At 71.5% G+C, this 22,335-nt stretch carries 22 protein-coding genes; 11 read left to right on the top strand and 11 right to left on the bottom strand.

Annotated features, from left to right (window positions below):
* A partial coding sequence (locus G5C51_RS25260; RefSeq protein WP_165240504.1) for an ATP-binding protein occupies positions 1-238 on the bottom strand: 238 nt, incomplete at its 3' end.
* Positions 239-391: 153 nt separating this feature from the next.
* On the opposite strand from G5C51_RS25260, the gene G5C51_RS25255 reads away from it, so the two are divergent.
* Both G5C51_RS25255 and G5C51_RS25250 read left to right on the top strand, forming a co-directional pair.
* Positions 392-643: a DUF397 domain-containing protein gene (locus G5C51_RS25255; protein ID WP_165240503.1), complete on the top strand. Its 252-nt coding sequence runs from the start codon at positions 392-394 to the stop codon at positions 641-643.
* A gap of 134 nt (positions 644-777) precedes the next feature.
* Positions 778-1,683, top strand: a complete 906-nt coding sequence (locus G5C51_RS25250) for a helix-turn-helix domain-containing protein (protein ID WP_165240502.1) — start codon at positions 778-780, stop codon at positions 1,681-1,683.
* Here G5C51_RS25250 and speB read toward each other — a convergent pair.
* Together speB and G5C51_RS25240 are read right to left on the bottom strand one after the other, a co-directional pair.
* Positions 1,680-2,660 (bottom strand): agmatinase, encoded by a 981-nt coding sequence (gene speB / locus G5C51_RS25245; protein WP_165240501.1) that lies wholly within the window; start codon positions 2,658-2,660, stop codon positions 1,680-1,682. The two genes, G5C51_RS25250 and speB, sit on opposite strands and share 4 nt — an antisense overlap.
* 10 nt (positions 2,661-2,670) lie before the next feature.
* The gene (locus G5C51_RS25240) at positions 2,671-3,474 is read right to left on the bottom strand and encodes a squalene/phytoene synthase family protein (RefSeq protein ID WP_165240500.1); all 804 of its coding nucleotides are present in this window, start codon (positions 3,472-3,474) and stop codon (positions 2,671-2,673) included.
* A gap of 105 nt (positions 3,475-3,579) precedes the next feature.
* Here G5C51_RS25240 and G5C51_RS25235 point away from each other — a divergent pair, with 105 nt between their 5' ends.
* Genes G5C51_RS25235 through G5C51_RS25225 form a run of 3 tightly spaced genes read left to right on the top strand, consistent with a single transcriptional unit; the run spans position 3,580 to position 7,336 of the window.
* Positions 3,580-4,992 carry an oxygenase MpaB family protein gene (locus G5C51_RS25235; protein ID WP_165240499.1) on the top strand — a complete coding sequence of 471 codons (1,413 nt, stop codon included), beginning with the start codon at positions 3,580-3,582 and terminating at the stop codon, positions 4,990-4,992.
* Positions 4,989-6,524 carry an AarF/UbiB family protein gene (locus G5C51_RS25230; protein ID WP_165240498.1) on the top strand — a complete coding sequence of 512 codons (1,536 nt, stop codon included), beginning with the start codon at positions 4,989-4,991 and terminating at the stop codon, positions 6,522-6,524. The genes G5C51_RS25235 and G5C51_RS25230 overlap by 4 nt, the downstream gene beginning before the upstream one ends.
* Entirely contained in the window at positions 6,515-7,336 is an 822-nt protein-coding gene (locus G5C51_RS25225) for a phosphatase (protein WP_165240497.1), read from the top strand. The genes G5C51_RS25230 and G5C51_RS25225 overlap by 10 nt, the downstream gene beginning before the upstream one ends.
* A 32-nt stretch (positions 7,337-7,368) precedes the next feature.
* Here the strand turns inward: G5C51_RS25225 and G5C51_RS25220 are convergent, their stop codons facing one another.
* Both G5C51_RS25220 and G5C51_RS25215 read right to left on the bottom strand, forming a co-directional pair.
* Positions 7,369-8,907 carry an MFS transporter gene (locus G5C51_RS25220; protein WP_165240496.1) on the bottom strand — a complete coding sequence of 513 codons (1,539 nt, stop codon included), beginning with the start codon at positions 8,905-8,907 and terminating at the stop codon, positions 7,369-7,371.
* Positions 8,904-9,533 carry an NADPH-dependent FMN reductase gene (locus G5C51_RS25215; protein WP_165240495.1) on the bottom strand — a complete coding sequence of 210 codons (630 nt, stop codon included), beginning with the start codon at positions 9,531-9,533 and terminating at the stop codon, positions 8,904-8,906. The genes G5C51_RS25220 and G5C51_RS25215 overlap by 4 nt, the downstream gene beginning before the upstream one ends.
* 102 nt (positions 9,534-9,635) lie before the next feature.
* Between G5C51_RS25215 and G5C51_RS25210 the strand changes: the two genes are divergently transcribed.
* Positions 9,636-10,262, top strand: coding sequence for a TetR/AcrR family transcriptional regulator (locus tag G5C51_RS25210; RefSeq protein ID WP_165240494.1), 627 nt, complete (start codon positions 9,636-9,638; stop codon positions 10,260-10,262).
* 2 nt (positions 10,263-10,264) lie between these two features.
* On the opposite strand, the gene tesB is transcribed toward G5C51_RS25210, so the two are convergent.
* Positions 10,265-11,146 (bottom strand): acyl-CoA thioesterase II, encoded by an 882-nt coding sequence (gene tesB / locus G5C51_RS25205; protein WP_165240493.1) that lies wholly within the window; start codon positions 11,144-11,146, stop codon positions 10,265-10,267.
* A 10-nt stretch (positions 11,147-11,156) separates the two neighbouring features.
* Positions 11,157-12,314, bottom strand: a complete 1,158-nt coding sequence (locus G5C51_RS25200; protein ID WP_165240492.1) for an acyl-CoA dehydrogenase family protein — start codon at positions 12,312-12,314, stop codon at positions 11,157-11,159.
* Between the two features lie 147 nt (positions 12,315-12,461).
* On the opposite strand from G5C51_RS25200, the gene G5C51_RS25195 reads away from it, so the two are divergent.
* Positions 12,462-13,346, top strand: coding sequence for a hypothetical protein (locus G5C51_RS25195; RefSeq protein WP_165240491.1), 885 nt, complete (start codon positions 12,462-12,464; stop codon positions 13,344-13,346).
* Here the strand turns inward: G5C51_RS25195 and G5C51_RS25190 are convergent.
* The 4 genes from G5C51_RS25190 to G5C51_RS25175 are packed head-to-tail and all read right to left on the bottom strand — an operon-like array spanning position 13,343 to position 19,084.
* Positions 13,343-14,518 carry an acyl-CoA dehydrogenase family protein gene (locus G5C51_RS25190; protein WP_165240490.1) on the bottom strand — a complete coding sequence of 392 codons (1,176 nt, stop codon included), beginning with the start codon at positions 14,516-14,518 and terminating at the stop codon, positions 13,343-13,345. The two genes, G5C51_RS25195 and G5C51_RS25190, sit on opposite strands and share 4 nt — an antisense overlap.
* A 3-nt stretch (positions 14,519-14,521) precedes the next feature.
* Positions 14,522-15,460, bottom strand: coding sequence for a hydroxymethylglutaryl-CoA lyase (locus tag G5C51_RS25185; protein ID WP_165240489.1), 939 nt, complete (start codon positions 15,458-15,460; stop codon positions 14,522-14,524).
* Entirely contained in the window at positions 15,453-17,453 is a 2,001-nt protein-coding gene (locus G5C51_RS25180) for an ATP-binding protein (protein WP_165240488.1), read from the bottom strand. The genes G5C51_RS25185 and G5C51_RS25180 overlap by 8 nt, the downstream gene beginning before the upstream one ends.
* 14 nt (positions 17,454-17,467) lie before the next feature.
* Positions 17,468-19,084 (bottom strand): carboxyl transferase domain-containing protein, encoded by a 1,617-nt coding sequence (locus G5C51_RS25175; protein ID WP_165240487.1) that lies wholly within the window; start codon positions 19,082-19,084, stop codon positions 17,468-17,470.
* 80 nt (positions 19,085-19,164) lie between these two features.
* Here G5C51_RS25175 and G5C51_RS25170 point away from each other — a divergent pair, with 80 nt between their 5' ends.
* The 4 genes from G5C51_RS25170 to G5C51_RS25155 all read left to right on the top strand — a co-directional run bounded on the left by G5C51_RS25170 (position 19,165) and on the right by G5C51_RS25155 (position 22,008).
* Positions 19,165-19,764, top strand: coding sequence for an SACE_7040 family transcriptional regulator (locus G5C51_RS25170; RefSeq protein WP_165240486.1), 600 nt, complete (start codon positions 19,165-19,167; stop codon positions 19,762-19,764).
* A 58-nt stretch (positions 19,765-19,822) separates the two neighbouring features.
* The gene (locus G5C51_RS25165) at positions 19,823-20,857 is read left to right on the top strand and encodes an ABC transporter substrate-binding protein (protein ID WP_165240485.1); all 1,035 of its coding nucleotides are present in this window, start codon (positions 19,823-19,825) and stop codon (positions 20,855-20,857) included.
* A gap of 1 nt (position 20,858) precedes the next feature.
* Positions 20,859-21,731 (top strand): SIP domain-containing protein, encoded by an 873-nt coding sequence (locus G5C51_RS25160; RefSeq protein WP_165240484.1) that lies wholly within the window; start codon positions 20,859-20,861, stop codon positions 21,729-21,731.
* Between the two features lie 76 nt (positions 21,732-21,807).
* A complete protein-coding gene (locus G5C51_RS25155) occupies positions 21,808-22,008 on the top strand; it encodes a DUF5708 family protein (RefSeq protein WP_165240483.1) in 201 nt (66 codons plus the stop codon).
* The last annotated feature ends 327 nt before the right edge of the window (positions 22,009-22,335 follow it).

Here is a 22,335-nt window from a genome sequence, read left to right as displayed (position 1 = left end):
GGGGCTCGACGGGGGCCAGGGACAATCCGTGCCGCAGCGCGTTCGTGACCATCTCGGAGACGGCCACTTCGATCGCGTCCGCCAGATCCGTACGGTCCCAGCAGTCGAGCGTGGAGCGGGTGAACTGCCGGGCGGCGCCGATGGACCGGGGCTCGGCCTCCAGCGTGCAGGCGGCGAACTCCGCTGCGGCGGTCCAGTCCTGGACCGCTCCCGCCGCCAGTTGCGCTAATGCCGTCATGCCGAACTCCCCAGGAAAGTCTGGTTGTTGAGCGAACAGGCTTGCGTAGACATCTTGAAGCATGTGCACTTACCGCTGCAAGTACAGATGCAAGCACGGATGCAAATACCGAATGCAAGCACACCCGTGCGCTGCGTGAGAAAGAGGCGACATATGCACCAGGAGCGACACGACAACGGCATACCGGCTCCCCTGTTGGGCAGCGTTTCCTGGCGCAAGGCCCGCGCGTCGAACCCCTCAGGTGACTGCGTAGAAGTGGCCGGACTCCCAGGCGGCGACGTCGCCGTGCGCAACTCCCGACATCCCTCCGGCCCCGCGCTGGTCTACACCCGGTCGGAGCTTGCAGCCTTCATACAAGGCGCGAAGGACGGCGACTTCGACGATCTGGTGGACCTCGCCCGTTGAGGCACACCGGGCTCGCGCGGCGACTTGAGCGCTGAGCTGCACACCTGTACACAACCGGCTACCAGGTGCGAGACTGCACCCGCTGAAGCGTCACTCAACAGACATCAAAGGACATGGGGAGCAGGCCAGTTGTGATGTCGGCCAGGGCGGATGGAGAGTCCTCGGTGGGTGCGATCGGCGCGTCGCGTACGCGTGGTGGCCCCACCGTGCTGCGCATCGTGCTGGGCACGCACCTGCGGCGGATGCGCGAGGAGAGCGGGATCACCCGCGAGGCGGCGGGCGAGGCGATCCGGGCCTCGCACGCCAAGATCAGCCGGCTTGAGCTCGGCCGGGTGGGCTACAAGGAGCGGGACGTATCCGACCTGCTCACGCTCTACGGCGTCACCGACGAGCAGCAGCGCGCCGAATTCCTCGAGCTGGCCCGGCGGGCGTCCAATCCCGGCTGGTGGCACAAGTACAGCGATGTGCTGCCCAGCTGGCTGGAGACGCTGCTCGGCCTCGAAGAGGCCGCCAAGGTCATCCGTACCTACCAGGTGCAGTTCGTCCCCGGCCTGCTGCAGACCGCCGAGTACGCCCGCGCCGTCACCCTGCTCGGCCACCCGCGCGCCGGCGAGCGCGAGCTGGAGCGCCGCGTCGACCTGCGGATCAAGCGCCAGCAGATGCTGGACCGCCCGGAAGGGCCGCGGCTGTGGGCGGTCGTGGACGAGGGCGCGCTGCGGCGGCCGCTCGGCGGCCCCGAGGTGATGCGGGCGCAGATCCGGCATCTGCTGGAGATGGCCCAGCGTCCCAACATCACGCTCCAGGTCGCCCCGTTCGCCATCGGCGGCCTCGCGGCGGCCGGCGGCCCGCTCACGATGCTCCGCTTCGAGGAGCCGGACCTGCCGGACATCGTCTATCTGGAGCAGCTGACCAGCGCGCTCTACCTGGACAAGCGGGACGACGTGGAGCACTACATGGTGGTCATGGACCGCCTGTGCGCCGAGTCGGACACCCACGAGGAGACGGTCCGCTTCCTGGAGCGCCTGCTCGCGGAGATCTAGCCCTTCGAGCCCGTTTCGCGCGCCGCCGCGATCTGCCGCGCCATCAGCGTGGTCAGCTCGTACGCCGTGTGGGACGCCGCCACCGTCGTCATCTCCGCGTGGTCGTACGCGGGCGCCACCTCGACCACATCCGCCGACACCAGATTGCAGCCCGCCAGACCGCGGAGGATCTCCAGCAGCTCGCGCGAGGTGAGGCCGCCGGCCTCCGGGGTGCCGGTGCCGGGCGCGTGCGCCGGGTCCAGACAGTCGATGTCGATCGAGACGTACAGCGGCCGGTCGCCGATCCGCTGCCGCAGCTGGTCGGCGACCTCGTCGACGCCGCGGCGCATGACATCGGCCGAGGTCACGATGCCGAAGCCCATCTTCTCGTCGTCGGTCAAATCCTGCTTGCCGTAGAGCGGGCCGCGGATGCCGACATGCGAGAGCGCCGAGGTGTCGAGGATGCCCTCCTCGACCGCGCGCCGGAAGGGCGTGCCGTGGGTGTACTCGGCGCCGAAGTACGTGTCCCAGGTGTCCAGATGCGCGTCGAAGTGCAGCAGCGCGACCGGACCGTGCTTCTTTGCTACGGACCTGAGCAGCGGCAGCGCGATGGTGTGGTCGCCGCCGAGCGTCATCAGCCGCGATCCGGCGCCGAGCAGCTCGTCCGCGGCGGCCTCGACGGTCTCCACCGCCTCGTTGATGTTGAACGGGTTCACCGCGATGTCCCCCGCGTCCGCCACCTGCGCCAGCGCGAAGGGCGACGCGTCCTGCGCCGGGTTGTACGGGCGCAGCAGCCGCGACGCCTCGCGGATCGCGTTGCCGCCGAAGCGGGCGCCCGGGCGGTACGAGACGCCGGAGTCGAAGGGGACGCCGACGACGGCCACGTCGGTCTGCGCCACCTCATCCGCGCGCGGCAGCCGGGCGAAGGTGGCCGGACCGGCGTAGCGCGGTATGCGGGAGGAGTCGACGGGGCCGCGGGGGGTGGTGGGACCGTTCATACCGCCGAGATTACGGCACGGTGTGCCGGGCGGCGATCGCCTGGATCACCGCCCGGTCCAGGACGGTGCCCTGCTCGATGGCGGCCAGGGTGGCCGTGCAGATATCCAGCGTGATGGCGCAGAAATCCCGGATCGGCCCGGCCGGAATGCCGGCCACGTAGGCTTGCGCGCCCGGCAGCTGCCGCCGCACATATCCGCACATATCCAGCTCGGTCCACCCGGCCGGGAAGAAGTCCACGCCGCGCGCCAGGTCGTCGCGGCGGTTCCAGGTGATGTTCGCGGTCTGTACGGCCCGCCCGAAGGCCACCGCCGCGGGCTGCGGCGTGACGATGCCCGCATGCCGGCTCCACAGATCCGACAGGGTGATGCCGATCGCACTCGCCACCGCGAACGTATAGCGGTCGAGATCGGCCTCGTCGCGCACCCGGAATTCCGCCTCCACCCAGTCCGCCATCCGGTCCGCGAGCGCGGCCAGGGAATCCCAGAGGCGCGGGGCGATATCGGGCGGCGGGAATTCCACGGCCCATTCATGGAAACGGCGGGTCACCGGAGCGAGTTCAGCTTCGTACGGGCGGAAAAGGCGGTCGGTATCGGCTTGGGTGAAACGTGCCTGCTGCAGCAGGCGGCTGAGCCCGCGCAGCAGTTCGGCCTTGTTCGCAGGCGCGAGACCAGGGTGGTCCTCGATCTCGTCGAGCGCGCGATTGGCCAGGTAGTAGGCGGCCACCAGGCCTCGCAGCGGCTCGTCGAGACGCATGATGGGAAGGAAGAACGTCCTGCTGTTCTGCTTCAGAATTTCGACCAGTTCCGCAGACACGGACACTGCATACCCGGACGCTAGAACCATCAACCACCGTTCGAATTAGTTGCACTTTCGATGGGCAGGTGTTTATGGATCCCCCCGCCCAGGGAGCCTGCACAGGTGACTGATCGCACCTTTCCCCTTCCCGGCTCGCTCTGCTGGAAGTTATTCGGCCAGGTACGGATGCTCCTGGTCACCGGCCGGGCCCTGGTCCTCGAAGCCGCGCTGCCGGCCGGCGGCGCGGCGCTGGCCCGGCACTCGACGTACCGGACCCGCCCGCTGCGCCGGCTGGAGATCACGCTCGAGAGCCTGCAGCGCGTCGTCTACGGCGATCCGGACACCCGCGAGCGGGAGTTCGCCCGCGTCCACCGGGCGCACCGGCACATCAACGGCACGGACGAGCAGGGCCGCCGCTACGACGGCCTCGACGACGACAGCCGCACCTGGATCGCCCTCACCCTCTTCGACGCGATGGTGGCGATGGAGCGGCTCGGCGGCCGGCCGCTGACCCGGGACGAGGAAGCCCGGCTGTATGCCGAATGGCGGCCGGTCATCGTGGGCTTCGGCGTCGACGCGCGGACGGTCCCGGAGGATCTCGCCGGCTACCACGCGTACTTCGATGCGATGGTGGCGAACGTCCTCGAGGACAACCCCGAGGTCCGCCACCTCCTCGGCGCGCTCTACGCCGACGTGCCGCGCCCGCCCGCGCTCGCCCGCTGCCCGGCCCCGGTGTGGGACGTGCTGCGGAAGGCGGCGGGCGCCGGGATGGGCGCCGTCCTCCGCGCGGACCTGCCGGAGCCGTACCGCCGCCGTCTGCGGATCACCGCCCGCCGCCGGGACCGCGCCCTGTCCTGGCTGCTGCACCGCACGGCCCGGCTGCTCATGGCCGGGCTGCCGGAGCGGCGGCGCTACCTTCCCCTGGCCGCGGCCGCCATGGGCGGCGGCCCGCTGGAGCCGCGCGCCGCCCGGCGCCGGCTGCCCGCGCCGCGGCACTCGCGCTCCGCGGACCCGCGCCCGGTGCGAGCCGGACGGTTCTTCGACGACGTCCTGGACCAGACCGGCGACGGCTTCATCAGCCGCGAGGACCTGCAGGCGATGGTGCGCGCGGTGTGCTGGCAGCTGGAGCTGACCGCGGCGCGGGAGCAGCGCGTGTACGAGGCCTTCGACAGCTGGTGGGAGGGGCTGCTGACGCTGGACGGCGATGGGGACGGCCGGATCACCAGGGATGAGTTCGTGGCGGGGGTCGCCGGCGGTGCGGACGCGGGTCCCGGGCCGCTCGGGGACGGTTTGTTACGGGCCATGGGCGCCGTCTTCGATGCCGCGGACAGCGACGGCAGCGGCTGTCTCGACATGGCCGAGTACCGCCGGGTGTTCGGGCCGAAGCTGCATCCGGCGGACCTGAACCAGGGGTTCAAGGAGATCGACGCGGACGGCGACGGGGAGATCACCAGGGCGGAGTTCACCGACGCCCTGGTGCAGTACTTCACGGCACGGGGGGACGTCGAGGCCGGCACTCGATTGTTCGGCCGGTGAGCCGCAACGGCCGGGTGGCCCGGCTCACGGCCCTGCTCGTCGCCGACGTGCTCTCCTCCCGGGAGCGCATCGACGTCGACGCCGCCCGGCTCGCGGGCCATGTCCGGCGGGCGCGCCGTATCCGGGCGGAGATCGAGGCGCTCGGGCCCTTCTGGGTCAAGGTCGGACAGGTGCTGGCCACCCGCCCGGACGTGGTCTCCGACACCGTGCTGCGGGAGCTGGCGCACCTGCACGACGCGGTGCACGTCGACCCCTTCCGCCTCTTCGAGCCGGTGCTCAAGGAGGAGCTGGGGCCGCGCTGGCGCGGGGAGTTCAAGGACATCGACACGGACGCCCCGATGGGCTCCGCGTCGCTCGCGCAGGTCTACCGGGTGGTGCTGCCCGACGGGCGTACGGGCGTGCTGAAGGTGCAGCGGCCCGGCACCCGGCAGCGGGTGTACGCGGACATGGCCGCCCTCCGCCGCGCGGCGCGGATCGCCGGGCGGGCCGTGCCGCGGATCGACTCGGTGCTGGATGTCGAGGCGACGCTGCAGAGCGTCTTCGACTGCATGGAGCCGGAGCTGGACTTCACGGCCGAGGCCGCACACATGCGCCAAGGACAGCGGATGGCCCGGGACTTCCGGCGGATCCACGTACCGGATGTGCATCTGGCGACACCGCGGGTGCTGCTGCAGAGCCTGGCCGAAGGCGAGTCGCTGCGGCGGGCGGATCTGTCGGGCGTACCCGAGAAGGAGCGCCGGAAGATCGGCCGCGATCTGCTGGCGTTCATGTACCGGGGCTACTTCGTGGAGCGGATGTTCCACGCCGACCCGCACCCGGGGAACGTCTTCGTGCACCCGGAGCACGGCGCCACGCTGATCGACTGGGGCATGGTGGGCCGCGTCGACCGCAATCTGGGTTCGCTGGGCGTGATGGCCCTGACCAGCCTGGCCCAGAACGACGCCCGCGGCCTGGTCTCGGCCTGGACGGAGATGGGCCGGGCGACTCCGTGGGCCGATCTCGCGGGCTTCCAGGAGGACATGACGCGGCTGGTGCCGAAGGTCACCTCCGCGACCCTGGAGGAGCTGAACTTCGGCGTCACGCTGACGAGTGTGCTGCGGTGCGCGGCGCAGCGCGGGATCCGGACGAGCCCGATGATCGGCATGCTCGGGAAGTCGGTCGCGAACATCGAGGGTTCGGTGCGGTGCGTGGCGCCGGAGCTGTCGGCGCTGGAGATCTTCGAGGATGTGCTCGGCGACGTGCTGGTCGAGCTCGCCCGCGACGTGATGTCCAAGGAGCAGGTGGCGCGGCGCGCCCTGGAGCTGATGGTGGCCGGGAACTCGACGGTGGACCAGCTCCGCACGGTCCTGCGCGACCTCGCGAACCGGGATCTGACGGTGCGGGTCGGGCTGCTGCCGGGCCACGGCATGGGCAAGGACGGCAACGGCATCCTCGCCCGCCGGGTGGCTCCGGTGCTGGCCGCGGGGCTGGCGGTGTGGGGCGTCCGGCGGATCGCCGGAGCGGCATCAGGAAGAATGACGTCATGCCCATAAACGCCGCTCCCGGCTCTGCCCCCGTCCCCACCCGCGCCGAGCTCATCGACCACCTGGTCCGTACCCGCATCGCCGGCGACGTGGCCACCACCCGCGAGCACAACCGCAACAACTACCGCGAGCTGTCGCGTGCCAACCGCCGCTATCTGCTGGGCCTGGAGGACCTCGCGGAGCGCTGGACCGAGGCCGATGTGCTGGCGCTGATGGCCGAGCGGGTGGGGGTCAACCCCGACCCCGCGCACGAGACCGGCGCCGACACCATCGACCCGGAGCTGACGGTGGACGGCCTGCACCGGATGGCCACGGCGCTGCGCAAGGCGGCCGCCGCGCGGCAGCGGGTGCTGGTGGCGACGGGACACCCTGGCGGGCTGCTCGACGTGCACCGGTCGATCGCGGCGGCGCTGGCCGCGGCGGGGTGCGAGATCGTGCAGATCCCGGGCGGGCTGCGGGTCGGGCCCGGGAGTGATGAGTCGTACGGGGATGTGCAGCAGTTCTGCGATGTCGCGGTGCTGGAGCGGGGTGCCTCGCTGTGGCACACGCACGCGCCGGAGCCGATGACGGCGATCCTCGACGGCCTGGAGGCGGCAGGCGAGCCGCTGCCCGACCTGGTGGTCGCCGACCACGGCTGGGCGGGCTGCGCGGGCCGCCGCGGCATCGACACGGTGTCCTTCGCGGACAGCAACGACCCGGCGCTGTTCTGCGGCGAGGCGGAGGGGACCGTCTCGGTGACGGTCCCCTTGGACGACCACGTGGTCGATCCCCGCTTCTACGCGCCGATGACGGCGTACTTGCTGCAGGCGGCGGGCCTGTAATACCCCCTCCGGGGGCGGGTGCGCACCAGGGTCTACGCGGTGCCGGTTCGCGTCGGCGGCTGCCGGTTCGTCCGGGCCCACCCGTCCCGCCGTGCGGGACGCCTGCCCCCGGACTCGGACAGCTGGCGCCTCGCGCCGCCGGCCAGCAGCGCCCACACCACCGCCGCCCCCAGCGCCGACAGTCCCGCCACTCCCCACAGCGCCGCCTGCCAGGCGTCGGTCAGGCCCGCTGCCAGCGACTCCCGGCGTGCCGGCGGGCCGCCCAAGGCGCCCGTGGCGACCTCGCCGGCCAGCCGCGCCGAGTCCAGGCGACCGGTCAGCAGGGCGACGAGGACGGCGCCGAAGACGGTCATGGCCAGGGCGTTCACGCCGCCGCGGACCGTGTTCAGCAGCCCGGACGCCATGCCCACCCGCTCCTCCGGGACATGGCTCATCGCCTGGGCGTCGATGATGCCCGCGGCCAGGCCCGCGCCCGCGCCGATCGTCGCGAGCGGGCCGAGCAGGCCGTACGGGCCCAAGTCCGGGTCGAGGACCGTCAGCCAGGCGTTGCCCGCCGCCATGGCTGTCAGTGCCAGTGTGATCAACAGGCGCGGCGGGGCGCCCTTGTTCACCAGGCGGCCGGCCAAAGGCGGCATCAGCAGCATCGGGACCGTCGGCATCAGCATCGCCAGTCCGGCGTCCCCGGCCGTGAGGCCGCTCGCGCCCTGGAGGTAGCTGGGCAGGTACGCGATCACCCCGGCCATGCCGAGTGCCATCACCACCGCCGCGACGATCCAGCCCATGAAGCGGCGGTTGCCGAGCAGGCCGAGATCCAGCACGGGCCGCTCGGCCCGTCGTTCCGCCAGCGGGAACAACGCCAGCAGCACCGCCCCCACCACCAGCGGGCCGAGCACACCCGCGCTCGTCCAGCCGGCGTCGCCGCCCCGCGTCACCGCGTAGAGCACCGCCCCGAGGCCGCCGATGAACAGCCCCGCCCCGGCCCAGTCCACCTTCGGCCGCTCCCCCGCCCGGGACTCGGGCATCGCGAACGTACCGGCGAGGAGCAGCGCCGCGACGGCCGCGAAGACGGCGAAGGCGGCGCGCCAGCCGACCCCGCCGACCAGCCAGCCGGCGACCGTGGGCCCGGCGGCGAGGCCGACGCCCGCGGTCGTGCCGACGGCGGCGAACGCCCGGGTGCGGGCGGGCCCTTCGAAGGTCGAGGCCAGTACGGCACCGCCGCCGGCCATCACCCCGGCCGCCCCGATGCCGGTGACCGAGCGGGCCACGTCGAGGAAGAGGACGCCCGGCGCCGCCGCGCTCGCGAGGGTGCCCGCGCCGTAGAGCAGCGCCCCGCCGCGGTAGATCCGGCGGCGGCCGAAGAGGTCGCCCAGCGAGCCGGCGACGAGCATGAAGGACGAGGCCATCAGGAAGTACCCGGTGACCACCCACTGCAGCGAGCCGCCGGACGCGTCCAGGTCCCGGCCGATGCCGGGGACCGCGACCGTGGTCCCGGACATCGACATCGGGAGGGTGAGAAAGCCCAGCAGCACCACGGCGAGCGTCGCCGCCGGGCGGCTCCGCAGCGCCGTCATGAGACGGCCCCCGCGGACTCCCGGGCGCGCTCGCGCAGCGGCCGCAGCGCGCCGGACCAGGCGACGATCTCGTCCAGCATCTCGTTCAGCGTCGGCTCCTGGTGCTCGCCGGGCGCGCAGACGCCGGCCTCCAGCGGGTCGCTGATCACGAAGTCGGTGAACATCGACAGCGCCACCTGCGAGCGCACATCCGCCACCTTCAGCTCGGCGAGGGTGACGCGCAGGTGCTCGACGGCGCGGGTGCCGCCGTGGATGCCGTAGCTGACGAAGCCGGCCGCCTTGTCGTTCCACTCGGCGTAGAGGTAGTCGATGGCGTTCTTCAGGGCCGCCGGTACGGAGTGGTTGTACTCCGGCGTGACGAAGACGAAGCCGTCGTAACCGGCAATGGCCTCCGCCCACTTCCGCGTGTGCGGATTGCGGTAGTCGCCGAAGATGCCGGGCACCGCCTCGTCCAGCAGCGGCAGCTCGAAGGCGGCCAGGTCGACGGTCTCGAAGACGGCCTCGCCCGCTTCCGCGGCCGGATGGCGGCGCGCCACATCCGCGACCCAGTCGGCCACGAGCGTGCCGCGGCGGCCCGGGCGGGTGCTGCCGATGACGATGGCGATGCGCAGCGGGTTACGGGACATGAGTAGCTCCAGATGGTCGAGCGGAGTGCCTTCCTCAGGTAAAGTACAACGTGCACTGCACTTTCTGCAATGAACGTTGTACTTACGATCGAGGGAGCCGCCATGACCAGCACGGATACACCACGCCGGGGCGCCGAGAAACGGCAGGCGGTGCTGGAGGGCGCGCTCACGGTCTTCGCCCGCGACGGCTACACGCGGGCCGGCATCGACACGATCGCCAAAGAAGCGGGCGTCTCCACCCGCACGATCTACAACCACTTCACGGACAAGGCGCGGCTCTTCGAGGACGTGATCCTCTACAGCGCCAACCGCGTCGCCGAGGCCCAGCTGGCGATCCTGGAACGGCACCTGCGCAAGGTCACCGACATCGAGCAGGACCTGATCGACTTCGGCCTGGAGTGGCACCGCAGGGACCCGGCGCAGGACCGCCACTTCGCGCTCATCCGGCACCTCAACGCGGACGTCGACCACATCCCCCCGCCCGCCATCGAGGCCTGGCAGGAGGCGGGCCCGCTGCGGGTCTTCCGCGCCTTCGCGGACTGGCTGGCCGGACTGGCCGACCGCGGCCTGCTCCGGGTCCCTGACCCGGAGCGCGCGGCGCTGCACCTCACGCAGCTCACCTCACCGCAGAGCCCGTCCTTCCGGGCACGGCAGCCGACCGACGCCGAGATCACCGAGTCGGTACGGGCGGGGGTGCACGCCTTCCTGCACGGCTACGGGGCGAACTGACCCTAGGCGCGCGGGACCCGGACCACACCCTCCTGGATGACATCGGCGACCAGCCGCCCGTCCCGGCTGAAGATCCGCCCCTTGCCGAGCCCGCGGCCGCCCTGCGACGTCGGCGACTCCTGGTCGTACAGCAGCCATTCGTCGGCCCGGAAGGGCCGGTGGAACCACATCGCGTGATCCAGGCTGGCCCCGACCACGTCCCCGATCGCCCAGCCGCCGCGCCCGTGCGCGAGCAGCACCGAGTCGAGCAGCGTCATGTCGGACACATACGTCGCCAGGCAGATGTGCAGCATCGGATCGGTGTCGTCCGGCAGCTTGCCGTTCGTACGGAACCAGACCTGCGAGCGCGGCTCGCGCGGCTGCCCCGCGGTGACGAACGGCGGCGCCTCCGCGTACCGCAGGTCGACGGCGCCGCGCGCCTCCAGGATCCGGTCCATGACGCCGGGCGCGAAGAGGTGCGCGTACTGCGGCAGCGCCTCCTCGGCCGTCGGCAGCGTCTCGGGATCGGGCGCCGCCGGCATCGGCTCCTGGTGCTCCAGGCCCTCCTCGTCGGCCTGGAAGGACGCCGACAGGTGGAAGATCGGCTTGCCGTGCTGCACCGCCACCACCCGCCGGGTGGTGAAGGAGCGGCCGTCGCGGATCCGGTCCACGGTGTAGACGATCGGCGCGCCCGGGTCGCCCGGGCGCAGGAAGTACGCGTGCAGAGAGTGCGCGGGGCGCCCGTCCGGCACCGTGCGCCCGGCGGCGACCAGGGCCTGCGCGGCGACCTGCCCGCCGAAGACCCGGGGGACGACGGCGGAACGGGACTGGCCCCGGTAGATGTCCTGCTCGATCCGCTCCAGGTCGAGCAGATCGAGCAGGTCCTTCAGTTGTGCGTCGCTCATACGGACAGGATCACAGGCCCATCGACTTCGCGATGATGGACTTCATGACCTCGCTGGTGCCGCCGTAGATCCGGTTGACGCGGTTGTCGGCGTACAGGCGGGCGATCGGGTACTCGTTCATGTACCCGTAGCCGCCGTGCAGCTGCAGGCAGCGGTCGATCACCCGGTGCGCGACCTCGGTGTTGAAGAGCTTCGCGGAGGCCGCCTCGGCCGCCGTCAGCTCGCCCTCGTCCAGCGCCTCCAGCGCGCGGTCGGCGACGGCCTGGGCCGCGTCCACCTCGGCCTGGCAGGCGGCCAGTTCGAACTTGGTGTTCTGGAAGGACGCGACCGTCTTCCCGAAGACCGTCCGGTCCGTCACGTACTCCTGGGCGAACCGCACCGCGGCCGCGGCCTGGGCGTACGCGCCGAAGGCGATGCCCCAGCGCTCGGACGGCAGGTTCTGGCCGAGGTAGTAGAAGCCCTTGTTCTCCTCGCCCATCAGGTCCTCGACCGGGACCTTGACGTCCACGAAGGCGAGCTCGGCGGTGTCGGAGGTGCGCAGGCCGAGCTTGTCCAGCTTGCGGCCGATGGAGTAGCCCTCGGCCTTGGTGTCGACGGCGAAGAGGGAGATGCCGTAGCGGCGGTCGTCCTCGCGCGGCGGGGCGGTGCGGGCGCACACGATCACGCGGTCGGCGTGCACGCCGCCGGTGATGAAGGTCTTGGCGCCGTTGAGGACGTAGTGGGTGCCGTCCTCGGAGAGCTTGGCGGAGGTCTTCATGCCCGCGAGGTCGGAGCCGGTGCCCGGCTCGGTCATCGCCAGCGCCCACATCTCCTCGCCGGAGACGAACTTCGGCAGATAGCGCTTCTTCTGCTCGTCGTCGGCGAGCATCTTGATGTACGGCAGGGCGAGCAGCACATGCACGCCGGACCCGCCGAACTGCACGCCGGCGCGGGCCGTCTCCTCGTACAGCACGGCCTCGAACTTGTGCGTGTCCAGACCCGCGCCGCCGAACTCCTCCGGCACATTGATGCCGAAGATGCCCAGCTCACCCAGCTTGTAGTAGAACTCGCGCGGCGCCTGACCCGCGGCGAACCACTCGTCGTACACCGGGACGACCTCGGCCTCGATAAAGGCGCGAATGGTCTCGCGGAACGCCTCGTGGTCCTCGTTGAATACGGTCCGCTTCACGGTCTACCTCCGGCCATGGTGACGACGCGCCTGCCTAAGCGCTTGCTCAGCCCGAAGCTACCCGCGGGTTATCGCGCCTGTCCAGGGGGAACCGGCGTGGCGCGCCCCACGTCCGACCGGCGACGGCGTGGCGAGAGGGGCGGGCGGATGGGGACGAGGGCGTACGGGGCGGTGCTGGCGGCGGGGCTGCTGGCGGTGACGGTGTCCCTGGCGGGGTGCGGGGAGGACGGGCCGGCGCTGGTGGCGGACGGGAAGGCACCGCCGGCGCCGTACGCCGGGGCGCTCGACGACCCCGGCCGGGAGCCGACGGAGAAGGACGGCGAGGACCCGGCCCCCAAGGCGATGCTGGAGATGTCGGGCGCGGCGGGCAAGGCCCTGGAATGCGACGGGGCGATCTATTCGGGCGGTCCCGAAGGCGGCTACAGCAAGGGGGACGCCGGCGAATCCCCCGAGGACGGGCTGGCGCACTACTTCGACCACAATGGCTCCGAGCAGCCCCCGTACAGCTTCCGCGTCGAGGCGCGGCGCGACGGCCGGGTGCTCTACTCGTACGACGTGAAGGGCCGCACCAAGCACGCGGTCGTGGTCGCCAAGGACTCGCCGAACCGACCCGGCTGGGGCCCCGAGACCGCGGCACAGTGCGACCCGGCGGAGTTCACACCGGCGGTGACGGACGCGATGGGCCTCGAGATCTGGCACGACCGCGACGGCCGCCGGGTGCCGACGACCAAGGTCTCGAGCAATCCCGGCTCCGACCACTGCGGCTGGGAGAGCGCGTACTTCATCAGCACGGACAGCCCCAGCCACGGCGGCCGCGAGCGCCTCTACGCCCGCGACCCCAAGGGCGTCCTCAACGAGGACATGCTCTCGTCCCCGTACGACGGCGATACGCGCATGCCCGACGACGCCAAGGACACCGGCTACCGCTTCAAGGACTGGAAGCTGTGGCTGGCAGCGGACAAGAAGACCGCCTACGTCCGCACCCCGGACGGCGTCGAGGCCTGGCCGACGATGAAGGGCGGCTGCGCCTAAGCCGAAACCCCCAGCTCCCGCGCGATCAGCATCCGCTGCACCTCGCTCGTCCCCTCCCCGATCTCCAGGATCTTGGAGTCGCGCCACATCCGGGCCACCGGGTACTCGTTCATGAAGCCGTACCCGCCGTGGATCTGGGTCGCGTCGCGGGCGTTGTCGACCGCGATCGTGGAGGAGTAGAGCTTGGCGAGGGCGGCCTCCTTCTTGAAGGGCTCGCCGTGCACCAGGCGGGACGCGGCATCGCGCCAGGACACCCGGGCGGTGTGGGCGCGCATCTCCATGTCCGCGAGCTTGAACTGGATCGCCTGGTTCGCGCCGATCGGCCGTCCGAAGGCCTGGCGCTGCTTGGCGTACGCGACGGACTCGTCCACGCAGCCCTGCGCGAGGCCGGTGGCCAGCGCCGAGATGGCGATGCGGCCCTCGTCGAGGATGCGGAGGAACTGCGCGTAGCCGCGGCCCTCCTCGCCGAGCAGGTTCGCCGCCGGGACGCGGACGTCGGAGAAGGACAGCTCGCGGGTGTCCGAGGCGTTCCAGCCGACCTTCGAGTACGGCGCCGCGACCGTGAAGCCGGGGGTGCCGGACGGGACGATGATGGTGGAGATCTTCGGGGAGCCGCCAGAGGAATCAGACGCAGCCTTGCGGCCGGTGACCGCGGTGACGGTGACCAGGCCGGTGATGTCCGTACCGGAGTTGGTGATGAAGCACTTGGAGCCGTTGATCACCCACTCGTCGCCGTCGCGGACCGCGGTGGTGCGGGTGCCGCCGGCGTCCGAGCCGCACTCGGGCTCGGTGAGGCCGAAGGCGCCGAGCAGTTCGCCGGAGCAGAGCTTCGGCAGCCACTCGCGCTTCTGCTCGTCGGTGCCGTAGCGGAAGATCGGCATCGCGCCGAGCGAGACGCCGGCTTCGAGGGTGATGGCGACGGAGGAGTCGACGCGGGCGAGCTCTTCCAGGGCCAGGCCGAGGGCGAGATAGTCGCCGCCCATGCCGCCGTACTCCTCCGGGAAGGGCAGGCCGAAGAGGCCCATGCGGCCCATCTCGCGGACGATCTCGTACGGGAACTGGTGGTTCTCGTAGTACTCGCCGATCTTCGGCGCGACGACGTCGTGCGCGAACTCCTCGACGGTGCGGCGGAGTTCCTCGAGCTCGTCGGGGAGGCGGTGGTCGAAAGGCATGGGTCAGGACTCCTTGTGGGAGAGGGCCGTAACGGTGCGCGACGGGCTCGGGCGGCCGAGGTGTGCCGCCATCCACGTGCTGGTGGCGACGAGCTGATCGAGGTCGACGCCGGTCTCGATGCCGAGGCCGTGCAGCATCCAGACGAGGTCTTCGGTGGCGAGATTGCCGGTGGCGCTCTTCGCGTACGGGCAGCCGCCGAGGCCGCCCGCGGAGGCGTCGACGGTGGCGACGCCGTGCTGGAGGGCGGCGAGGGTGTTGGAGAGGGCCTGGCCGTACGTGTCGTGGAAGTGCACGGCGAGGGCGGGGGTGGGCACGCCCGCCTCGTTGAGCGCGGAGAGGAGCGCCTGGACGTGGCCGGGGGTGGCGACGCCGATGGTGTCGCCGAGGCTGAGCTCGTCGCAGCCCATGCCGGCCAGGGCCTTGGCGACCTGGACCACCTGGTGGACGGGGACGGCGCCCTCCCAGGGGTCGCCGAAGCACATCGAGAGGTAGCCGCGGACGTGCAGGCGGGCCTGCTTGGCCCGCTCCACCACCGGGGCGAACATCTTCAGCGACTCGTCGACGGAGCGATTGAGGTTGCGCTGGGCGAAGGTCTCGGTGGCGCTCGCGAAGACGGCGATGCGGGTGGCGCCCAGGGCCTCGGCGCGTTCCAGGCCTCGGGTGTTGGGGACGAGGACGGGGAGGTCGGCGTCGATGCCGGTGAGTTGCGGGTAGAGCTCCTCGGCGTCGGCGAGCTGCGGGACCCACTCCGGGCGCACGAAGCTGGTGGCCTCGATGGTGGTGAGGCCCGCGGCCGCCAAGCGGTGGATGAACTCGGCTTTGACGTCGGTCGGGATGGCCTGCTTCTCGTTCTGCAGGCCGTCGCGGGGGCCGACCTCGTGGATCCGGACCCGCGCCGGAAGGCCGCCAGGGGCGGGGAACCGCATGGGGAGATCAGTCATGCGCCGGCTCCTCTTCGTCGGGCTGCACGACGGCCAGGACCTGGTCCATGGCGACGGTGCTGCCGGGGGTCACGTCGAGTTCGGTGACGGTGCCGGCGTGCGGGGCGGCGATGACGTGCTCCATCTTCATGGCTTCCACGACGAGGAGGCTCTGGCCGGCGTCCACGTGATCGCCCACGGCGGCTTTCACGACCGTGACGGTGCCGGGCATGGGGGCGGTGAGGGCGTCGGCTCCCGCCGCGAGGGCGCCTCCGGCGAGGGTGGCTTCGACGGGGTCGTAGTCCTGGACGTGCCACGTGTCGCCCGCGCGGGCCAGCCAGCCGTCGGCGGTGCGGAAGGTGTGGACGGTGCCGTCGAGCTCGAAGGTTTCCAGGGGCTCCGCCCCCGGACCCCCGGTCCTCAAACGCCGGACGGGCTGAATGGTGGTGTCCTGTCCGACCAACACTTCCTGGTCTCGCAGGCGTACCTCCACCGGTTCGTGTCCCGGCACCCGGAAGTGCCGCGCCGTCCACGCCGGTTCGCCGCCCAGGCGCCAGCCGTTCGACACCGAGAACGGGTCGACCCAGCCGCCGCTCTCCGGCACGTCCGGTTGCCGGGACAGCGCCGCCGCCACGTACACCTCGTCCGGGACCTCCCCCGGGACCAGCCCGGCCGCGACCCGGTCCACCAGCCCCGTATCCAAGTCCCCGGACACCACATCGCCCTGCGCCAGCAGCCTCCGCACGAAGCCGACGTTCGTGTCCACGCCGAGGATCACCGTGTCGGCCAAGGCGGAGCGCAGCCGCCGCAGCGCCGTCTCCCGGTCCGGGCCGTGCGCGATCACCTTCGCGAGCATCGGGTCGTACGAGGTCCCGACCTCCGAGCCCTCGTACAGGCCGGAGTCCACCCGCACACCAGGCCCTGACGGCTCCCGCAGCAGGCGGACCGTGCCCGCCGACGGCAGGAAGTCCACCCGCCCGTCGCCCGCGACCCGGGCGACCTCCGCGCACACCCGCGCCTCGATCGCGTGGCCGGTCAGCTCGACGTCGTCCTGCCCGAACGGCAGCCGCTCGCCGCAGGCGACCCGTAGCTGCCACTCGACCAGGTCCAGGCCCGTGACCAGCTCCGTCACCGGGTGCTCGACCTGCAGCCGGGTGTTCATCTCCATGAAGAAATACGAGGCCGGGTCGTCGCCGGGCACGATGAACTCCACCGTCCCCGCGCCCACATACCCGCACGAGCGCGCCGCCTCCACCGCAGCCGCGCCCATCGCGGCGCGGGTGTCGCCGTCGAGGAGCACCGACGGCGCCTCTTCCACGATCTTCTGGTGCCGCCGCTGCAGCGAGCACTCCCGCTCGCCGAGGTGGATCACGCCGCCGTGGCCGTCCGCCAGCACCTGGATCTCGATGTGCCGCGGGCGGTCGACCCAGCGCTCGACGAGCAGCGTGTCGTCGCCGAAGGACGACCGCGCCTCCCGCCGCGCTGCCGCGATCTCGTCGCCCAGGGCGGCCTCGTCGCGGACGAGCCGCATGCCCTTGCCGCCGCCGCCCGCGCTCGGCTTGAGGAGTACGGGCATGCCGATCTCCCGCGAGGCCGTCGCGAGTTCGGCGTCGGTCAGGCCGCTCCCCGACGAGCCCGGCACCACCGGCACCCCGGCGGCCCGTACCGTCTCCTTGGCCCGGATCTTGTCGCCCATCAGCTCGATCGCCGACGCCGGCGGGCCGATGAAGGCAAGACCGGCGTCCGCGCAGGCCGCCGCGAAGCCGGCGTTCTCCGCCAGGAAGCCGTAGCCGGGGTGGACGCCCTGCGCGCCGGACGCGCCCGCCGCCCGGACCAGCTCGTCGACCGAGAGATACGACTCGATCCGTACCGCCGCGTCCGCCTCCGCGACATGCCGCGCGCCCGCGTCGGCGTCCGTGAAGACCGCGACCGAGCGGACCCCGAGCGAGCGCAGCGTGCGCATCACGCGGACCGCGATCTCGCCCCGGTTGGCGACCAGAACCGTCTCGAACATCCCCATCCTCACCATCACATCCGGAAGACGCCGAAGGCCGGCTCGCCCAGGGGCGCGTTGGCACAGGCGGTCAGGGCCAGGCCGACCGCCTGGCGGGTGTCCAGGGGGTCGATGACGCCGTCGTCCCAGAGGCGGGCGGTGGCGTAGTACGCGTTCCCCTGCGTCTCGTACTGATCCCTGACCGGGGCCTTGAAGGCCTCCTCCGCCTCGGCCGGCCAGTCCTCGCCGCGGCCTTCCAGCTGGTCGCGCTTGACCGTGGCCAGCACGGAGGCGGCCTGCTCGCCGCCCATCACCGAGATCTTGGCGTTGGGCCACATCCACAGGAAGCGGGGGGAGTAGGCGCGGCCGCACATCGAGTAGTTGCCGGCGCCGTACGAGCCGCCGATGACGACGGTCAGCTTCGGGACGCGGGTGCAGGCCACCGCGGTCACCATCTTGGCGCCGTGCTTGGCGATGCCGCCGGCTTCGTAATCCCGTCCCACCATGAAGCCGGAGATGTTCTGCAGGAAGAGCAGCGGGATGCCGCGCTGGTCGCAGAGCTCGATGAAGTGGGCGCCCTTCTGGGCGGATTCGGAGAAGAGGATGCCGTTGTTGGCGACGATGCCGACCGGGTGGCCGTGGATCCGGGCGAAGCCGGTGACCAGGGTCTGGCCGTACTCGGCCTTGAACTCCTGGAAGCGGGAGCCGTCGGTGATCCGGGCGATGACCTCGCGGACGTCGTAGGGGGTGCGGGAGTCGGCGGGGACCATGCCGTAGAGGCCGGAAGGGTCGTGCTTCGGCGGCTCTGCCGGTCGTACGGACCAGGGCAGCGGGCCGCGCTCGGGGAGGGTGGCGACGATGTTCCGTACGATCCGCAGCGCGTGCGCGTCGTCCTCGGCGAGGTGGTCGGTGACGCCGGACGTACGGGAGTGCACCTCGCCGCCGCCGAGCTCCTCGGCGGTGACGACCTCGCCGGTGGCGGCCTTCACCAGGGGTGGGCCGCCGAGGAAGATCGTGCCTTGATTCCGGACGATGACGGCCTCGTCGCTCATCGCGGGGACGTAGGCGCCACCGGCCGTGCAGGAGCCGAGGACGGCGGCGATCTGCGGGATGCCGGCGCCGGACATCCGGGCCTGGTTGTAGAAGATCCGCCCGAAGTGCTCGCGGTCGGGGAAGACCTCGTCCTGCATGGGGAGGAAGGCGCCGCCGGAGTCGACGAGGTAGAGGCAGGGGAGGCGGTTCTCCAGGGCCACTTCCTGCGCCCGGAGGTGCTTCTTCACCGTCATCGGGTAGTACGTGCCGCCCTTGACGGTCGCGTCGTTGGCGACGATCACGCACTCACGGCCGCTGACCCGGCCGATGCCGGCGATCACGCCCGCCGCCGGGGCGGCGTCGTCGTACATGCCGTTCGCCGCCAGGGGCGCCAGCTCCAGGAAGGGCGAACCGGGGTCGAGGAGGCCGTCCACGCGGTCGCGCGGGAGCAGCTTGCCGCGGTCGGTGTGCCGCTGCCGGGCCTTGGCGCCGCCGCCCGCGCGTGCTTTGCTCAGCTTGGCGCGCAGCTCGTCGGCGAGGGCGCGGTGGGCGGCCTCATTGGCCTGCCACGCCTCACTCGCCGGATCGGCGGTACTGGCCAGCACCGGTGCGTCGTCCACTTCAGCCCCTTCAGTTAGTCGCCGTTAACCAACCGCATTCAGGTTAACGCTCACTAACCCACCTGTCTACAATGGCCTTCATGACCACGAACGCGCCCGCCGTCACCCGCCGCGAGCAGATCCTCCGCGAGGCCGCCCGCCTCTTCGCCGAGCGCGGGTTCCACGGCGTCGGCGTGGACGAGATAGGCGCGGCGGTCGGCATCAGCGGCCCCGGGCTCTACCGCCACTTCGCGGGCAAGGACGCGATGCTCGCGGAGCTGCTGGTCGGCATCAGCGAACGCCTGCTGGCGGCGGGCAAGCAGCGCTCGGCGGCGGCCGCGGGCACCGCCCTGCTGGACTCCCTCATCGACGGCCACATCGACTTCGCCCTCGACGACCGCTCTCTGATCACCCTCCACGACCGCGAGCTCGACCGCCTCCGCGACGAGGACCGCAAGCTGGTCCGCCAGCTGCAGCGGCAGTACGTGGAGCTGTGGGTGGACGCGGTCCGCAAGGTCCATGCGGAGCTCGGCGACGGCGAGGCCCGCACGGCGGTACACGCGGTCTTCGGCCTCCTGAACTCGACCCCGCACCTGAGCCCACGCGCCTCCCTGCCGGGACGGACGGAGACGGCGGCACTGCTGCACCGGCTGGCCCGGGGGGCCTTCGACGCGGCGGCGGAAGGGGCCCTTCAGGGCTGATGGGTTTGTAGGTTAGGCTCACCTAACTCGCAACCGTCCGAGCGAAAGCAGCACAGCCATGCCCAATGCCCCCCGCAGCCCCCTCTCCCGTCGCGGCGTCCTCGCCGCCGGTGGTGCACTCGGCCTGACGTCCCTGCTCGCCGCATGTGGCGACGACAAGGGCTCGAAGGGGGACGCCGGCTCGGGCGGCGGCAAGGAGTCCGGTCCCTGGTCGTTCAAGGACGACCGCGGGGAGACCGCGAAGGCCGACGCGACGCCGAAGAACATCGTCGCGTTCACCGGCACCGCCGCCGCGCTCTACGACTACGGCATCCTCTGCAAGGCGGTCTTCGGCCCGACCACCACCAAGGGCGGCAAGCCCGACGTCCAGGCCGGCGACCTGCCCGTCGACAAGGTCGAGATCCTCGGCAACGCCTGGGGCAAGTTCAACATCGAGAAGTACGCCGCGCTCGAGCCCGAGCTGCTGGTCAGCTCGATGTTCCTCAAGGACACGCTGTGGTCCGTACCGGACGACAGCAAGGACAAGATCTACTCCCTCGCCCCCAGCGTCGGCCTCATGGTCGCCGAGACCACCCTCACCGAGCCGCTGCGCCGCCACGAGCAGCTCGCCGAGTCGCTCGGCGCGGACCTGAAGGCCAAGAAGGTCACCGACGCCAAGAAGCGCTTCGAGGACGCCGCCGAGCGACTGCGCAAGGTCGCCAAGGCGAACAAGGACATCAAGGTCCTGGTCGGCTCCGGCAGCGACGATCTCTTCTACGTCTCCGCCCCCAAGCCGTCCGCCGACCTGCGCTACTTCCAGGAGCTCGGCGTCAACATCGTCGTCCCGAAGAAGCTCACCCCCGACGGCTTCTTCGAGGAGCTGAGCTGGGAGAACGCCGACAAGTACGACGCCGACGTCATCCTCCTCGACAACCGCACCCAGGCCCTGCAGCCGGACGCGCTGGAGGCCAAGCCGACCTGGAAGAAGCTCCCCGCGGTCAAGGCCGGCCAGGTGATTCCGCGTGTGACGGAGCCGATCTACTCGTACGAGGCGTGCGCGCCGATCCTGGAGGACCTGGCGAAGGCGATCGAGTCGGCGAAGAAGGTCAGCTGACGTGGCCGACGCCGCTGCCACTGAGGTCGCCCCCTTCCGGTTCTTCCACGCCGAGGTCGTACGGACCGAGCGGCTGTCGCCGTCGCTGGTGCGGGTCACCTTCGGTGGGCCCGGGCTGGCGGGCTTCGCCTCCGGCGGCCGCGACCAGAGCCTGTCGGTCTTCCTGCCGCATCCAGGGCAGTCGGAGCCGGTGATGCCTACGGGCGAGGGCTGGTTCGAGGAGTATCGGGCGCTGGACCCGGGCGTGCGGGCGATCCTGCGGTCGTACACGGTGCGGGCGCAGCGGGATGCAGATATTGCTGGTGGCGGCGTCGAGGTCGACATCGACTTCGTGCTGCACGCGGAGCCGGCGGGGCCGGCGGCTACGTGGGCGGCTGGGGCTGGTCCGGGTGACCGGCTGATCCTGCTGGGTCCGGCGGTGCCGGAGAACACCGGCGTCCGCTTCCAGCTGCCGGAGGGGGCGTCGGAGGTGCTGCTGGCGGGGGATGAGACTGCCTTGCCGGCTGCCGCGGCGATCCTGGAGTCGCTGCCGGATGACGTTCCGGTACGGGCGTGGCTGGCGGTGCCGGAGGAGGCCGATCGGCTGCCGCTGCGGGCGCCTTCGGGGGCGAAGCTGACGTGGATCGCGGAGGGCGGCCAAGGCGGTCAGGATGCGCTGGTGGCGGCCTTCCGGGAGGCTGTGACGCCGGGCGGGGACGCCCCGTATGCGTGGCTCGCCGGCGAGGCCGGGATGGTGAAGGCGCTGCGGCGGCATCTGGTCAACGAGTGTGGAGTGGACCGGCGTTCGGTGTCCTTCATCGGGTACTGGCGGCGGGGCGCTTCGGAGGATGACCTGCGGGCTGATGCGGAGTCGGGGTCGGGGTCGGCGGCCTGATACGTCGAACGATGCAGCCGGGTTTCGCCCGCCAGGCCGATGCTCGGAGCTACTCCGTGTTCCTACGTTGGTGGGCATGACTCCGGCAAAGAAGAACCTGATGGAAGGCGCCATCACCATCGTCGTCGGCCTGTGCCTGTGGCTGTTCACCGACGGTGTCGAGATCCCGGTCTTCACTCTGACGAAGGTGGGCCTCGTCCTCATGGTGGTCGGCGGCGCCGTGGCCGCCACGGGCCTGTTCCAAGCCATGCGCGGCGGGGGACGTAAGAGTGCGTGACATGTGCCGGTGTAAGGCGGATGGCCTGGCAGCGGATGGTGACGGCGGCATCGCCGTCTTGCGCTTGGCTCGGTGCCGGTAGGAAGGCTGGCTACGGAGGGAGAGAGGGGGCTGGGCACGTCGGTCTGCCGACTTGCGGCCACCCTCCCGGCCTCCGCTCGAAGAACCTCAAGCCCTCAGGCTCTCAAGCCCAAGCCCAAACCCAAGCCCAAGCCCAAACCCAAGCCCTCAAGCCAGCAGGCCCCAGCCCTCGGCCTCAGGCCTCAGCCCCCAAGCCCCCAGGCCCCAGACCTCGGCCTCGGGCCTTAGCCCTCAGACCCCCAAGCC

It is taken from the genome of Streptomyces coryli, assembly GCF_011044975.1.
Lineage (GTDB): Bacteria > Actinomycetota > Actinomycetes > Streptomycetales > Streptomycetaceae > Streptomyces > Streptomyces coryli.
Note: the sequence above shows the minus strand (reverse complement) of the source record. Positions and strands in the feature narration are given on the sequence as shown.

Excerpts from the sequence above, each read along its gene's own strand:
- speB (WP_165240501.1), bottom strand. The coding sequence starts at position 2,660 with ATGAACGGTCCCACCACCCCCCGCGGCCCCGTCGACTCCTCCCGCATA.
- G5C51_RS25255 (WP_165240503.1), top strand. The coding sequence starts at position 392 with ATGCACCAGGAGCGACACGACAACGGCATACCGGCTCCCCTGTTGGGC.
- G5C51_RS25180 (WP_165240488.1), bottom strand. The coding sequence starts at position 17,453 with ATGTTCGAGACGGTTCTGGTCGCCAACCGGGGCGAGATCGCGGTCCGC.
- G5C51_RS25155 (WP_165240483.1), top strand. The coding sequence starts at position 21,808 with ATGACTCCGGCAAAGAAGAACCTGATGGAAGGCGCCATCACCATCGTC.
- G5C51_RS25165 (WP_165240485.1), top strand. The coding sequence starts at position 19,823 with ATGCCCAATGCCCCCCGCAGCCCCCTCTCCCGTCGCGGCGTCCTCGCC.
- G5C51_RS25220 (WP_165240496.1), bottom strand. The coding sequence starts at position 8,907 with ATGACGGCGCTGCGGAGCCGCCCGGCGGCGACGCTCGCCGTGGTGCTG.
- G5C51_RS25250 (WP_165240502.1), top strand. The coding sequence starts at position 778 with ATGTCGGCCAGGGCGGATGGAGAGTCCTCGGTGGGTGCGATCGGCGCG.
- G5C51_RS25190 (WP_165240490.1), bottom strand. The coding sequence starts at position 14,518 with ATGCCTTTCGACCACCGCCTCCCCGACGAGCTCGAGGAACTCCGCCGC.
- G5C51_RS25185 (WP_165240489.1), bottom strand. The coding sequence starts at position 15,460 with ATGACTGATCTCCCCATGCGGTTCCCCGCCCCTGGCGGCCTTCCGGCG.
- G5C51_RS25195 (WP_165240491.1), top strand. The coding sequence starts at position 12,462 with ATGGGGACGAGGGCGTACGGGGCGGTGCTGGCGGCGGGGCTGCTGGCG.
- G5C51_RS25215 (WP_165240495.1), bottom strand. The coding sequence starts at position 9,533 with ATGTCCCGTAACCCGCTGCGCATCGCCATCGTCATCGGCAGCACCCGC.
- G5C51_RS25170 (WP_165240486.1), top strand. The coding sequence starts at position 19,165 with ATGACCACGAACGCGCCCGCCGTCACCCGCCGCGAGCAGATCCTCCGC.
- tesB (WP_165240493.1), bottom strand. The coding sequence starts at position 11,146 with ATGAGCGACGCACAACTGAAGGACCTGCTCGATCTGCTCGACCTGGAG.
- G5C51_RS25210 (WP_165240494.1), top strand. The coding sequence starts at position 9,636 with ATGACCAGCACGGATACACCACGCCGGGGCGCCGAGAAACGGCAGGCG.
- G5C51_RS25225 (WP_165240497.1), top strand. The coding sequence starts at position 6,515 with ATGCCCATAAACGCCGCTCCCGGCTCTGCCCCCGTCCCCACCCGCGCC.